We start from the raw sequence: 13,425 nt of genomic DNA, 5'->3' as shown, positions 1-13,425 counted from the left end.
CCTGTCCCTCCGGGGTCGCAGCCACGGCATCAACGTTTCTGCCACCGAAAGCAGTCGCTAACTCGGTCATCCATGCGGCGTCGGCGGATGCAAGCCTGTCATCCGCTGACTCGCAAGCGTGCTTCGCAAGAATCGCATTTGATGGGTTTTGCATTTATAATTCTACGGACCTCCGTCGCCTCCAGTTTCACCGCGACCAGAAAAGAAAACCCGCCACGGATTACCCCGGGCGGGTGAAGGTAGGGATGATCGTCCTCGGGTTGAGGGATCAGAATGTAGACGCGCCAGCAGCGCGGAATAATCCTACAGTCGCGGTCCGCCCTACGTCGGCGCAGCCCCCAGTGCGAGCCGTTCCCGGTCTGGAACAGGTTCTTCATCCAGATCGGCGCGATCCGAGTCATTGGACGAGGATCCAGTCGCAGTGCGAAATACTGATCGAGAGCATGGACGCGATGAGCAGCGCGATCCTCACCGCAACACGGTCGCCCGTCGGCACGACGCCGTTCGCGCCGACGCACAGCATGGCATGCTGCTGGGGTCGGGACGAGTTCGTCCCAAGAAAAGGCGCGATGAATCGTGTCGGTCAGCGCACCCAATGCCCAGCGGATACGTCAACCTGCACCGTAACCACCCTCCTTGTTGGTCGGGTGCAGGCTTGGTGAATGGTTGTCATATCCTCCCGTCGCCGGTCCCTGATCGTCCGTCGGTACACTGTGCCCAGGCGATGTCGGTCCGGCTTCTGTGGGATCATCGGAGTTTTTGGGCTCGACCAGGGACTTACCCTTAGCCGGTATGTCGAGGCCAGCCGGCGCCGTTTTTTCGTTCGAAGCCATCGCGGTGTTCCTGCTGCGGATCGTGGCAGATGAATCGTGGGCAGTGCTGTCGGTTCCGTGCTGAGCTGGATTCGAATGTGATCTCGAACCCACGCCGGACTTCCTACTGGCCCACACAGAAAACCCGCCACGGCGCGAACCGGGCGGGTGAAGGTAGGATCTCGTCAGGACTTGGGAAAGGACTGCCGGCCGAACGGGTCCAATTTGGCTGTTCAGGCGGTAGGCCCTATGTGGCCGACATGGCCAATGCACCCCAAACCACAGGCGAACTGTTCAAGGCGCAGGTCGTGACGGACGCGGATATCGCCGCCGCGGTGGACGCTTTCATGGACGACCCGAGTACGTCGGCGTTCCTGTTCAGCGAGGGCTATCGGATCGACCTCGCTGAGGCCGTGCGGGCGCACGAGTGGGCGTCCGTCACAACCTCTAACGAGAAGGCGACAGACCACCTGAAGCGCGCCGCCGTGCGCAAGGCGATCTTGCTCGCCCGGCCGGAGAAGGTGTGATGTCTCCATCCAACTCCGACGCGCATCAGTTTGCAGCGCAAGCCCATGCCGGCCAGGTCGACAAAGCCGGAAAGCCCTACATTCGGCACGTGAACCGCGTTGCGGGGGCCGCAAGCGGCCGTGCCACCCATGCCTTCGAGAAGGACGGCCTGAGCATCAACCCGGATCACGTCCTGCAGGCTGCCTACCTGCACGATGTTCTGGAGGACACGCCAACGACCGCGGACGATCTCCTGAAAGCGGGTTACGCCCCTCAGGTCATCAAAATGGTGCAGCTCCTGTCCAAGACGGATGAAGAAATGTCCTAAGCTGAGCGCATCGGGACCCTAATCCGATCCGGCAACATCGGCGCGATCCTCATCAAGCTGTCGGACAACGAGGACAACGCGCGGGCAGATCGGCAATTACCGACCGGTGCCGGCCTTACGGCCCGTTATGCCGCTTCGATGCCCAGGCTTCGCGATGCTGCGATCGCCTTGGGATATACGGGGCCGTGACGCTGGATTCGCGGTGGCGCCGTGCCGATCTGGGTATTCGAGCGGTAACGTACGGCTCAGTGCGCAACCTTTGGTCGGCTACGGTCTTTAGCTCACTCGCGGGTAGGTGATCTCCCCGTCAGCGAACGGGCAAGGCAGCCCTGAACGGTCCTATGAGCAGGGTCATGCAGCTGGTCTGGGTTCCCCGATCCCGGCAGCTTACGCCGTTCCTCTCTGGCATCGTAGCTGCCATCATCGAGCGCTATCCCCTATCGCAGATCGGGCCTTTGCCTCATCGTATAGCGATGGCGATGCAGGCTCTTTCTTGAAAGCTGCATGTGGTTTGCTGAAGGCCAATCGGCTGTTCGGGCGGTGATGGGCGAGGTCGACATCGCGGTCGGGCGTTTGCGGCGGTGCGTGGCCGGCCTTGGCGTTGACGATCTTACGCTGCGCCTGATCACCCTGACCGTCTGGACGGACAGCGCCGCGCGATCGCCCGAGGAGAAGGTCGCGGAGGTCCGGCGGCGGCTGATGCTGGCGGCGGGGGCGTAGAAACAAAAACGCCCGCTGGCCTTTCGGCTGCGGGCGTGTCTCTCGGACGGTAGTGTTGGGCCGGGAATCGGTCGTCGGGTCAATTAGGTGGGAACAACTCCCTACCGTACCAGACCTTCTCACCCCGAACCGGCTTTGATCCCTCACAGCCCGCTTGGTAGAGAAGCCCGACAACTGCCGTCTGTGCAGACTCCTCTCCGATCACCTGCACTCCATTCAGACTTGAGACGGCCACTTCGAGCCAGAAGATTGTGCGCCTGCAGTGTGGGTGAACAACAACATCCGCGCTTCCAGCTACTGTCATGCCGTCCGCCTCCGAGGTTAGGGTAAATCCTTCTAGCGTAGGCGTAAACCTTGCTCGATTAACGCAATGCATATTTGAAAACTTAATGTATGGATACTTGGCAATTACATCTGAATTGTTTACTAAATCAACCCGTATTTCCTTGTATATTACTGGACCAGATACTCCGCCTCCATGCAAGATATATTCTACTGATATCGTAGGGTTCTTGGTACGCGAGAAAGCATCTTCAATATCATAGTGCTCCATTGCGAAGGAGCTATCCCCCGCGCGTTTGTAGTACTGCTTTTCTCCTTTAGCTTCGCAGCGATGGGGCCGTCTGTCGGAGCGCTCAACATAGATCAGCAGGTATCCAGAAGTCGGATCGGCTACTGTCGGAATATGATCAATGCTGATGCCATCGTAACGAGGCATCAGCAAATCGCCAGCAGCTCGGATGGCTTCTGATTTGAAGCGTTCGATTTCGGCTATAGGAACTGCAGGAGCTTGCGCACAATCGATGTCGTCAGCGCCCTTTTTCGCAGTTATCCCATAAACAAGCAGGCCACCTGCAGAGTTAGCGAGGGCTGATAGCGCCTTCCCAAAGACTTTTCTGTCTTCATCCTCGAATGTGCCACGTAAAGCATTTTTCTTTGTTTTGAAGTCTAACTGAACATTCTCTTGTGCGCGTTCGACGATGAGGCGCTCTATTCCTGCCTCTCCGTCATCCAGTAATTGCTCAAATAGCGCTCGCAAGTGTGCCTCCATAGCTGGAGGAGCATTTTAGGCAGTGATCCGTCCCCAGCGATACCCGCGCCCGGCCCGCACGAGGCGACCGCGCTAGTCGCCTTCCGCCAGCCTAGCCCCCGAAATGAAAAACCCGCCTCGGATTGCTCCGGGCGGGTCAAGGTAAGGTCTCGGGGAAGTCAGGTGCGTAGCGGGCTAACGAAGCCACACCACCGGTCGTAGTCGGAGGTGTGATCGCAGCGCTTGGCGCCTCCGATCAGGCGACGCTGTAATCGAGCAGAATGCCGTTCTGCAGCTGATGATCGGTTTGCTGGTGATTTTCCGGGCTCTCTGAGAAGTTAATTAGTACAGTGGCGCGGTCCCGCGCACCTGAATTTAGAAGATTGTCATAATATGCGAAGCCAGCGGCGTCTGGATTGCGGTGCAGTGTATTCTCATAAAGATTGGTGATGTACTGCTGATTTGTTAGGTTGGCGCCATATTTCTGCTGAAATTCTGGCGAGTTGATGAAGCCGACCGCATCATCGTGAAGGCTGACGCCTCTGTCCAGCAGATCGACGTGGAACTTGAGACCAGCACTCTCTGGGGCCCGGTCAAGCGCAGCCTGATAGAGACGGAATGCCTCGCCTGCGTTGCCGTTGAAATCCAGTGCAAGGACCTTGTTGTCAGTGAAGTGGAGGCGCTCGACGTTCATGAGGTAGTCGATCTCACCGGTCGACTTGTTCTGAAGCGCCAGCACACCATTCTGCGCAGCCGCATTGTAGGAGCTGAGCGTGCCGCCTGCGACGAACGTGTCGAGTCCAGCGCCACCATCGACAAGGTCATTGCCGCTGTTTCCGAAGATGACGTCGCGGCCGCCCAGGCCGTTGATTGTGTCGTTGCCCCCGGTGCCGTGCAGCGTGTCCGCCGCCTCCGTGCCATTGATGACCTGTCCAGGTGTGCCGGGGTTGAACGGAATCGTCCCGCCGCCGCCGGTACCGCCGCCCGTGCCGCCGCCGCCAGTCCCGCCGCCAGTCCCGCCACCCGTGAGGGCTCCGGTGAGTGAGCCAACGGTGCCCAAAAGAGCATCCACCGTGGTGGGGATGAGACCGCCGCCGTTACCGTAAGACCCGCCGCCGAGAAGTCCGCCGAGGAGGCCACCGTTCCCGCCGGTCGAACCTGTACCAAGATCAACGCCCAGATTGATAATCGGTGAGACCGAAGTGGAGCCGGTTGTCCCAATGCTACCGTCGATCGCGATGATCGATGTAGTACCTCCGGCCCCGATGTTCAGTCCGACCAAACCGCCAAGGTTCAAATCTACAACTGTGCCGACCTGACCAGGGCTGCTGCCGGTGACCCCATTTAAGGTACTGCCGACCGTGGATCCGACTCCGCCCACAATACCACCAACTGCAGAGCCAATACCGCCGAGTAGCGAGGCCATTGCTTCCTCCAATCCGTTAAATTGTAGCGATGACTCTTTCGCTCTTTGTATGTTGGCTTGATCGCCTTAAAACTCAACTAACATGCGAGTTTGTTCGCTAATTTGGTTCATGGAACAGGTTTCGAGGTAAATTTTTCTTGAAAATCTTATTAAGATTCGCTTCCAGTTAGAACCTTGGCCGTATCAATGACTACCCCAATGAAAAACCCGCCGCGGCGCGAGCCGGGCGGGTGAAGGTGGTCACGTTGAGGATGCCCTTGGGTAAGGGCGAAGGCATCATCGCATCTGGTATGCCAGAAGCAATCCCTGTCGGCCGCAGATTCGCTATCGAGCATCGTGACGAATAAGAAAAGCCGCCAAGCCTTGGGCTGGGCGGCCTAGGCGCTTAGATGAAGCTCTGATCTCGCAGCGCCAATTCGCGTCGAACCCGCTCGCATTCTTGCGACTTGAGGGCGCCCGACTCCAGCTTTCGGCGAAGCGATTCCGTCGACACGTGCTGGTAGGGGCGAAGCGAGGCTCGGATCTGTCGCATTCGTTCGGTGAAAGAGGTCATCATGCGCTGCTCGTGCGGCGCAGGTGCTTACACCGTCAATTGCCAGTCTATCCCAGAACGAAAAACCCGCCCTGGATTGCTCCGGGCGGGTGAAGTTCGGGTCTTGCTAGGGATTGGGGAACGGCCGGGCGGCCCGACGGTTCCGGCCCGCGCCGAGCTAGCGAGCGAGGCCTTCGCGCCGGCGGCGACATGCGGTGCTCTCGGCGCCGGCCCTACGACGCCCTGGCCGGCGGCGGCGCCAAAGGACTCCGGCAGGAACACGAAGCCCGCACCGGCGAAGGCTGCGGGGCTTTGGACGTGACAAGCAGATGGACAATCAACCCGCTTTCTTGCGGCTCTGCATCTTGGGCTGCTCGCTATCTTTGCGGTCAGCGACCCGGCCCAGGCCGATCGACTTCGCCAGAGCCGAGCGCTGCGCCGCGTAGTTCGGAGAGACCATCGGATAGTCCGCTGGCAGACCGAAGCGCTGCCGATAGCCCTGCGGTTCTAAGCCGTGCCCCCTCAGGTGCCGCTTCATGGTCTTGTAGGACTTGCCATCCAGAAAGCTGACAATGCCGTCTGGCATGACGGATTTGCGGATCTGAGCAGCAGTCGGCTTCTCGATCTCGGCTTCCGGTGCGGCGGTTGCAATCCCGCCAGCGAGACCGTTAAGCGCAGCGTGGACGGTGCGGATCAAGTCGGGCAGATCGGAAGGCCGAACAGCGTTGTTCGACACATACGCAGCGACGATGTCGCCCGTCATATCGACGAATTCAGTTGTTTGGATTTCGGCGTTCTCAGACATAGACACTCTCAAACTGCGGTGCTTCCGCCCATGGCTGATCCTACTTCCAGTTCCAGCAATCAAGCGCATATTCGCAAAATTATCGATCACATACTGGTGTTGCGCCAACGATAGACCGCCATTGGAGGAGCCCATGCAATTCGTGCGGGTCAGACAAGCGTCTATTGCCGATCAATAGCTGCTCTGGGCGCCATGATTTCCTATTGAAGCGCAGTGTCAGCGAACGGGCTCTTCGCCATGTGACGATCCCGCGAATCCACCGCCCGCTGTACGGGCCGGTGAGCGGATCGACCTGCGTTGCATTGTTTCGGCAGGCAGGTGAGTTGGTTCTAGGATGAGGAGCCCCGCCATGGGGCTCGTCTGGTAGTGCATGTGACATGCCAGCCCTACGTTGGTGCAGCTCCCGGCACGAGGTTCTCGCCCGTCTGGAACAGGTCCTTCATCCAGATCGGCGCGTTCTGGATCATCGGGCGTGGGTCCGGCCGCAGGGTGAGGATGCCGATCGAGAGCACGGCGGCCACCAGCATGGCGATGCCCACGGCGACCCGGTCACCCGCCGGCACGACGCCGTTGGCCGCGCCGCGCGGGATGACGTGCAGGACTGCCGCCACCACCGAGAGCAGCTTCAGCGGGGCGAACAGCTCCGAGTTCAGGAAAGCGGGATCGAAGTGCGAGAGACGCGCCACGACCCGCATCCATGCCTGCCCGTCCTGCGAGAGCCACGACAGGCTGATGCCGACGATGAGGTAGTCGGTGTTCGCCTGAGACCCGGTCCAGACCGCGCGCACCGCGGCGCCGAGGTAGTAGACGAGGGCCATGGTCGCCATCACGCCGACCAGCACGTCGACGGCGATGTTGATGTCGTTGTTGGGCACGAAGGCGTTGATGATCAGGTAGCCGACAGTCAGGATCGCGACCGTCCAGCCGATCGTGCTGCGGATGTTTTCGGGCCGGTCGTCGTCGTAGATGGTGTGCTTCACCGGCCTTCATCCTCTGTCCTGTGGCGGGTCGGGTCGAAGGTCGCCAGCATCCCGTCGACGAGGGCGCGGACGTCCCCGGTGTTCATCCTCTGGCCGTCGAACTGGCGGGCGGTCCGGCGCGTGCGCCGGCGAGCGATGACGGTCTTGCGTCGGGCGATCACCGCCGACGCGGCAGTGTTCGCGCTCTCCCGCTGTAGCCCGCCCTGCGCGGCCAGGTTGCTCGCCATGGCGGCGTCGAGGCGGGTGGTTTGCTCGGCAGCCTTGGCGAGGCCGAGCCAGGACATGACCCGGGCCCACATCAGGTCCGCTCCCGGTCGCTACGGGCCGGGTTGCGCTCGAGGCGGCGGGCGATTCCCTCCAGCGCCGCCGTCGTATTCCCGAACCCGTGGATCACCTTCTCGACGAGGATCGCGATCTGGTGGCTGTGGTCGCCGACGGCCTTGCCGCTTGTGTCGATGAGGGAGCGCAACTCCTGCAGCGCGCCCTTGACGCCGTCGGCCGAGTTCTTCGACGCCTCGATCGCGATGATGAAGCGTTCGATGTGGCTGGAGACCAGGGCGTCCTTATCCTTGTAGACCTTCACCAGGGCGGCCATCAGGATGGCGCTCAAGCCCCACCCTCCGTACTCCTTGAGCAGGCCGGCGAAATCCATCGGGGTCATGCGTCAGCGCCGCCCGCTGCCCGGCAGCAGCGCCGTGATCTGGTTGTCCTTGATCTGCGAGGACCGCGACGATCCGAGCCAGAACGCGATGGCTGTGCCGAGCGCGAGGTTCGAGGCGCCGTAGGCCTGGCTGAGCAGCTGGTAGACCCGTTCAGGGATCTCGGCCTGGACGAAGTAGAGCGCAACGGTGAGCGTGATCCACGCCAGGAAGATGAGCAGGGTGACGATCGCCGGCATGTTCTGGACCCAGGATTGGGTCTGCACGAGCCCGAGCTGCATCGCCCGGGCGTTGGCGATGTCGGCGAGATAGTCGGCCTGGGTCTTGGCGTCGGCCTCGATGGCGGACAGCTTGATCTGCGCGCCGGCCGGGTCGGCCGCCACGGCCTGCGTGATGGCCTCCGGAGTCGGAGCAACCCCCAGCGCTGCTCCGATGGCCGCCGCCGCGCCGCGCCCGACCGCGCCGCCAATGGTTCCGCCGAGCGGCCCACCCGTGATGCTGCCGATAAGCGAGCCGAGCGACGGGAGCCCCGCTTGGGCGAGCTGCCCGGCCGCCTGCATCCAGTTTTCCATGGTCACGACGCCTTCTTGGTGAAAAGGGAGGCGAGCCACGAGCCGAGGCTGCCGGTCTGGACGGTGGGCGCCGGCGCCGGTCCGGGCTTCGCCACGAGGCCGCTGTTGCGCGGCGCGGGCGCCACGAGCGGGCCGACAGGCTTGGTGGTGACGGGCGGAACGGGGACGGTCGCTGCAACGCCACCCGGCACATGGTCCGCAGCGAACAATGCGGCCCGGAAATCGCGGAAGTGTCCCGCGATCAGCTCGGCCTTGTCGGTGCCGTTGATGATCGCCCGGGCGCCCACCGGAATCACCGCGCCCGCCCCGAAATACTGCGACAGCTTCCGGCCGGTAAACCAGCCTTCGGCCATGCCCCGGAACATGATGGCCGCAGCCACGTCCGGCACCATCGCCATGTCGGGCGTCACCGTCAGGTCCATGCTGCGGTCCAGGATCCCGAGGGCCTGAAGCTCGCCGGTGGCCCGCCGGTAGTTCGTCCGGCCCGTAAGCTGGACGTAGCCCCGGCCGGCGAACTTCGCGCCGTCGCCGGGCGCGGTGTTACCGAGTTCCTTTGCCTTGGCCGGCCGCTCGCCCTGCGGATCGTACATCCGGCGATAGTAGGCCTCGCCGCCGTACTCCTTGACGGGCAGCATGGTCCGCGCCGTCTCATGGAAAGCGGTCGCGAGGCAGTAGGCCAGCGCGTCGGTGCCAAGCAGCGGCGGGCAGGCGTTCAGCAGGCTCTCCATACCGGAGACCTGGCCCTGTGACAGCGACCCGCCGAAGGGCTTGCCGCGCACAGCGGTGAAGAACGCCTGCCGATTGAGGGCAGCGGCCATGGATCTCTCCGAGATTGGGGGGGCAGGATGCGCGGCGTTGCCCGGCCGGCGCGGGATGGTCAGGCGTTCAGGGGTGCGAAAGTTTCGCAGGGCTCGGCCACGCCGGGCGTGCTATCCGGCCCCATGCCCCGTTGGTTCTTCCTGCTCGTCGTCATCGCCCTTGGCCTGTCCCTAGGCGGTGGCGTACTGATCTTCCTGCGATCGCCGACGCCGGTGGCGCAGCGAGCGGACTGACGGGTCCGTAGCGTGGGGTCATGCCGGCCTCCACGAGTCGATGTATCGGTGCCGCCGCGCCGCAGGACGATATTTGGTGCCCGCTGCAAAATTAGCGGTTACGAATGTCTCGAGCGCGCCGGGCGTCGCAGGTATCCGACGGATAAGCTTGGCAACTGGAGGGAGACGCATGCGCCTCGTACTCGCGATTGGTCTGCTGGCTTGTGCCATAGGCGCTGCGGTCGCGGAGCCAGGACCGTTAGGCGAGCCAATCCACGGCACGACGAAAGCGTTTCGTGACCAACAGGAACGCATGGAAGACAAATCCAAGGCTGCGCTGACAGATCAGGAAACTCGAAACGCCCGGTTCGATGATAGGGTTCGGCGGGCAACAGGATCAGTCTGTAGCGGCTGCTTTGCAGAGCCGGCCGGAAGAACTCGAGCCCACAAGCATAAGGCCTCTAGCCACTTTCGCGACGATGACGGATAGGCTCACATCACAGCCCGTTTTGAATGCGCAACACCGCTTGTGTTCGGTGGGTGAGAGCAGACCGATGTGCTACGGGGCCGGCTGAATCAGAGGGAGCGCGAGCTGAGGATGCCGGAAGCAAAAGAAACGAAGCCCTGGCTCACGGCTGATGAACTCGCCAAGGCCTGTGGGTGCACGCCCGAGAAGATTGAGGCGCTCGCGCGAACCCACCATTGGCCGCGTGTACATGGCCCTGCAGGCTCGCGTATCGGCGCAGAGGTCGATGCTGTTCGCCGGGCCCTGGGGGGAGCCGGCAGCGCAATTCACGGGAGCCTTCCCGCGACGTAGACCCCGTCGGCATCGCTGAAACGCATGCTGTGACCCGCCTGCCTCGGGGCCGGGCCGGGCGGTGGATGAGAGGCTACGGCCGCGGGGCCAACCCCCACCGCTCCCACCAGAGCTCCAACCCTGCCATCCAGACCGTCCAGCAGAGGGTGAAGTAGGCGCGCTCGGTGTCGGTCATGGCGTGCTCCGTGGTAAGGCGGGGGCGACAGGAGCGTGGCGATGAATGAGTGGTCCCACCTGACCGACGAAGAGCTTCAGGCGGCCATCGAAAGGGCCATGGCTGAGGGTATTCGGCCGATCTTCGAAGGCACAACGCGAGCCGAGGTCGCCAAAGAGATCGAAGAGACGCTGAAGCGGATGACGGGGCTAGAGGGCAACGTCGAGATCATCGCGGGACCGCTTGACCGTTCAACCGGCCTAGCCACGTTCACCTACGTCGCGAAAACTCCGATGGGCGAGGCCCACATTCGGCGAATCGTAAGGGACGAGGAATTGCAGGGCCTGGAGGCCCCCATCCACTAGTCGCTTTCGACGGCCACCAGGTGCAGCGTCACGGCGGTCGTCAGCGTCTCGAAGGTCTCATTCCCACCGGACACCAGCAGCGTGCCCGGCAGCATGCGGGACTGGCGAACCACCCCCGTCAGCGTGATGGTCTTGTCCGCGTTGAGGATGCGCCCGGAGACCCGCAGGACGTAGTCCCGGGTGCCCGTGGCCTCGATCGAATGGCTGACCACCGGCAGGGCGGCGAAGATGCCGGCCGGGATGGTGGTGGTGACCGCGCCGCCGGCGGGGACGGCGATGGCCTTGGCCCAGAACCCGGTGAGGCGATCGCCGGCGGGGAGCTCGGACGGCTGGCCCGATCCGGCGACGAGGGGGCGGCGGCGCGCCATGGCGGGCTACGCCAGCAGGATCGGCGGGGTCGCCTCGAAGTTCACCTCCGTGGCCGCGACCGCGACGCCGAGGCGCTGCTGGATCTGGCCGGCGCCGGTGGGACAGGTGGCGGTGCCCTTGCCGGCGTTGGCGGCGGACAGGAACACGACGCCCGGCGCCTGGCCGGTGACCGCGGTGTTGCGCCCGTCGAAGTAGACGGTGGTCGTAGCGCCGGCGGTGAAGGCCGCCAGCACGTAGCCGTGCGCCTCCTTGCCAGCCGCCGAGGCGTCGGCCTTGCGGACCGCGAACGCGCCGGCGTTGGAGTAGAGGTTCACGAAGTCGCCGGCCGCCAAGGCTTCGGTCGTGGGCAGGCTCGCGACGTCGGCCCCGACACCGACGGGCAGCACGCTGGCATCGACGCGCCCGGTGTCGTCGAGCGCGAGGATATCGCCCCCGTTGGCCGCGCCGGCGCTGGTGACGGTGGCGACCTTCTCGGCCGTCTGGCCGTTCTGGGCGACGAGGTACTTCTTGGCGGGCATCGGGCGCTCCTACTGCGCGAGGATGATCGGGGCGGCCCGCTCGACGATGAGTCGGGTCGAGTAGACGGCGGTGCCCATCTGCTGGACGAAGCCGGAGGCGGGCGGGGCCTGCACGAGCGCGCCGTTGAGGCCGAGGAAGACGGGCCCCGGGGCGAAGGACCAGGATGGTTCGTCGACCTCGCCGACGACCATGACCGCAACGGGCGAGCCCTCTTCGGCTGCCCCCGTCGTCACGCCGAGCACGAGGCCGGCCTGGGCGATGTCTCCGGATGAGGCGACACGCACGGTTCCCGCGCCAGCCAGGCGCACGGCTCGATGCCCGCTCAGGGGCTCGCCGGCGACGAAGGTCAGCGGCGGCAGGCCGACCGGCCGCTTCTCCCTGCAGACCGCGTCGAGGTAGGCGAAGGCCTCATCGGTCGAAGCGAAGGGGACGCCGCTCGGCCGGCTCCACCCGGTGAAGACCGTCCACTGCGTGACGAGGAAGTTTTCGTGCGGCGAGGCGACGGCGAGCATGTCGCCCTGGCGGCGGGCCTCGAGCGAGCCCGCCGGGAACGGCGTCGCCACGCCCGTGACGCACAGGACGTTCCGGTCGGGCAGATACTGGACGAGGATCACGGCGCGGCCACCAGGGGAGTCACGAACAGCGTCTCCTGCGAAAGGCGGACGGGCACCGAGGCCCGGAGCATGATCACCGCGCCGTTGGCGATGAAGCCGGCGCGCGGAAACACCTGGAACAGCTCGTCGATCCGGTGCGAGGTCCCGGCGGCCTCAGTGAGCGGCACGGTGCGCTCCGAAGTGGCACCGTTGAGCCCGGAGATGTTGCCGGCGATGTAGATGCCGATCTTGATCCACCCGCCGAACAGCTGGGGAATCGCCGTGACCCGCAGCGACAGCTGGTAGGAATCACCGGCCTTGCGCGCGCGCAGCACCCCAGCGTCGTCGAGGAAGTCGAAGCCCTGGAATGGGCCCTGCAGGCCGTTGGCGACCTCGCGCGGCGCCGTGACGATGAAGGGCGCGTTGGTGTTCGCCTCCATGTCGGTGATGGCCGCACCCATCATCTCGCCGTAGCGGACGGAGCCGTAGTTGCCGGGCGCGCCGGGAGGGCCTTCCGGTCCCGGTCCGCCGGCCGGCCCGATCGAGCCGACACGAACGATGGCGACGGGCGGCACATGCGGCGCCGGCACCAGGGCAGCCGCCACACGCCGAGGCATGGGCACGCGAACGGCGGGAAAATCAGGCATGAAGCAGTCCCGACATGACCCGGACCGCGCCCCAGACCCAGGTGCGGGTCTTGTTCGCGATGACCCGCTTCAGCTCGTACCGGGCCGTACCCTGCGGGAGAGCGGCCGATTCCGCCTGCGTGTAGGCCCAGGTGACGGTCCGCGCCGCGACGTCGACGGTGAGGGTCGTGGCCGGATCTTCCGAGCGCAGAACCACCTCATAGCCTGGTGACTGGACGATCAGCAGGAAGGTCGAGCCCTGAAGGATATCGGGCGTCGTGGCGTCGCCGAACTCCCAAACCAGGGACGGGTCGTCATCGCCCCGCCAGATCGCGACGTCGCGCTGCGGCACCTGGAGAGGCGCGGGAGTAGCGGTCATCCAGGGCGCTCCTACTTGGTGTCGCCGGCTTTGCGATCGTCCTTGCCGGCCTTGTCGTCGGGCTGCTTCAAGGTTGTCCGTCGTCAGATGATTTGGGACATTCAGCGGTGTTCAGGAGCGGAGGCTCTGGTCCATCTGGGGTGAGAGGTTAGGCGGCCTGCGCGTGGTGGCGCAAGCGGCGATCCATCAGGGTCTGGCGCT

Annotated in this window: 17 protein-coding genes; 4 read left to right on the top strand and 13 right to left on the bottom strand. The window is 64.0% G+C overall.

Annotated elements, in window-relative coordinates; translation table 11 throughout:
• The first annotated feature begins 1,072 nt into the window (after positions 1-1,072).
• The 3 genes from FV218_RS12490 (at position 1,073) to FV218_RS12480 (ending at position 2,367) form a co-directional block, all read left to right on the top strand.
• Positions 1,073-1,339: a hypothetical protein gene (locus tag FV218_RS12490; protein ID WP_147709957.1), complete on the top strand. Its 267-nt coding sequence runs from the start codon at positions 1,073-1,075 to the stop codon at positions 1,337-1,339.
• Positions 1,339-1,647 carry an HD domain-containing protein gene (locus tag FV218_RS23210; protein ID WP_246685093.1) on the top strand — a complete coding sequence of 103 codons (309 nt, stop codon included), beginning with the start codon at positions 1,339-1,341 and terminating at the stop codon, positions 1,645-1,647. Before FV218_RS12490 ends, FV218_RS23210 begins: the two co-directional genes overlap by 1 nt.
• A 504-nt stretch (positions 1,648-2,151) precedes the next feature.
• Positions 2,152-2,367 carry a hypothetical protein gene (locus FV218_RS12480; RefSeq protein ID WP_147709956.1) on the top strand — a complete coding sequence of 72 codons (216 nt, stop codon included), beginning with the start codon at positions 2,152-2,154 and terminating at the stop codon, positions 2,365-2,367.
• Positions 2,368-2,446: 79 nt separating this feature from the next.
• Here FV218_RS12480 and FV218_RS12475 read toward each other — a convergent pair whose 3' ends face one another.
• From FV218_RS12475 to FV218_RS12440, 8 genes are all read right to left on the bottom strand, one after another.
• A complete protein-coding gene (locus tag FV218_RS12475) occupies positions 2,447-3,406 on the bottom strand; it encodes an ATP-binding protein (RefSeq protein WP_187273042.1) in 960 nt (319 codons plus the stop codon).
• Positions 3,407-3,653: 247 nt separating this feature from the next.
• Positions 3,654-4,823, bottom strand: a complete 1,170-nt coding sequence (locus FV218_RS12470) for a DUF4214 domain-containing protein (protein WP_147709954.1) — start codon at positions 4,821-4,823, stop codon at positions 3,654-3,656.
• Between the two features lie 869 nt (positions 4,824-5,692).
• Positions 5,693-6,160 (bottom strand): MucR family transcriptional regulator, encoded by a 468-nt coding sequence (locus FV218_RS12465; protein ID WP_147709953.1) that lies wholly within the window; start codon positions 6,158-6,160, stop codon positions 5,693-5,695.
• Between the two features lie 386 nt (positions 6,161-6,546).
• On the bottom strand, positions 6,547-7,140 hold the full coding sequence (locus FV218_RS12460; RefSeq protein WP_147709952.1) for a hypothetical protein: 594 nt from the start codon (positions 7,138-7,140) through the stop codon (positions 6,547-6,549).
• Positions 7,137-7,439 (bottom strand): hypothetical protein, encoded by a 303-nt coding sequence (locus tag FV218_RS12455; protein WP_147709951.1) that lies wholly within the window; start codon positions 7,437-7,439, stop codon positions 7,137-7,139. Before FV218_RS12455 ends, FV218_RS12460 begins: the two co-directional genes overlap by 4 nt.
• Positions 7,439-7,801, bottom strand: a complete 363-nt coding sequence (locus tag FV218_RS12450) for a hypothetical protein (RefSeq protein ID WP_147709950.1) — start codon at positions 7,799-7,801, stop codon at positions 7,439-7,441. The genes FV218_RS12455 and FV218_RS12450 overlap by 1 nt, the downstream gene beginning before the upstream one ends.
• A 3-nt stretch (positions 7,802-7,804) precedes the next feature.
• Complete coding sequence (locus tag FV218_RS12445; protein WP_147709949.1) at positions 7,805-8,371, bottom strand: hypothetical protein; 567 nt, start codon at positions 8,369-8,371, stop codon at positions 7,805-7,807.
• A 2-nt stretch (positions 8,372-8,373) separates the two neighbouring features.
• Positions 8,374-9,189 (bottom strand): hypothetical protein, encoded by an 816-nt coding sequence (locus tag FV218_RS12440; RefSeq protein WP_187273041.1) that lies wholly within the window; start codon positions 9,187-9,189, stop codon positions 8,374-8,376.
• Positions 9,190-10,435: 1,246 nt separating this feature from the next.
• On the opposite strand from FV218_RS12440, the gene FV218_RS12430 reads away from it, so the two are divergent.
• A complete protein-coding gene (locus tag FV218_RS12430; protein WP_147709947.1) occupies positions 10,436-10,738 on the top strand; it encodes a hypothetical protein in 303 nt (100 codons plus the stop codon).
• Here the strand turns inward: FV218_RS12430 and FV218_RS12425 are convergent.
• From FV218_RS12425 to FV218_RS12405, 5 genes are read right to left on the bottom strand one after another with little or no spacing between them, the layout of a single operon-like run.
• Positions 10,735-11,106: a hypothetical protein gene (locus tag FV218_RS12425; RefSeq protein WP_147709946.1), complete on the bottom strand. Its 372-nt coding sequence runs from the start codon at positions 11,104-11,106 to the stop codon at positions 10,735-10,737. The two genes, FV218_RS12430 and FV218_RS12425, sit on opposite strands and share 4 nt — an antisense overlap.
• Positions 11,107-11,112: 6 nt before the next feature.
• On the bottom strand, positions 11,113-11,625 hold the full coding sequence (locus FV218_RS12420) for a hypothetical protein (RefSeq protein ID WP_147709945.1): 513 nt from the start codon (positions 11,623-11,625) through the stop codon (positions 11,113-11,115).
• Positions 11,626-11,634: 9 nt separating this feature from the next.
• Positions 11,635-12,240: a hypothetical protein gene (locus FV218_RS12415; protein ID WP_147709944.1), complete on the bottom strand. Its 606-nt coding sequence runs from the start codon at positions 12,238-12,240 to the stop codon at positions 11,635-11,637.
• A complete protein-coding gene (locus tag FV218_RS12410; protein WP_147709943.1) occupies positions 12,237-12,866 on the bottom strand; it encodes a hypothetical protein in 630 nt (209 codons plus the stop codon). Before FV218_RS12410 ends, FV218_RS12415 begins: the two co-directional genes overlap by 4 nt.
• On the bottom strand, positions 12,859-13,224 hold the full coding sequence (locus FV218_RS12405; protein ID WP_147709942.1) for a hypothetical protein: 366 nt from the start codon (positions 13,222-13,224) through the stop codon (positions 12,859-12,861). Before FV218_RS12405 ends, FV218_RS12410 begins: the two co-directional genes overlap by 8 nt.
• Between the last annotated feature and the right edge of the window lie 201 nt (positions 13,225-13,425).

Origin of the sequence: Methylobacterium sp. WL69 (assembly GCF_008039485.1) — a bacterium.
Taxonomy (GTDB): domain Bacteria; phylum Pseudomonadota; class Alphaproteobacteria; order Rhizobiales; family Beijerinckiaceae; genus Methylobacterium.
Note: the sequence above shows the minus strand (reverse complement) of the source record. Positions and strands in the feature narration are given on the sequence as shown.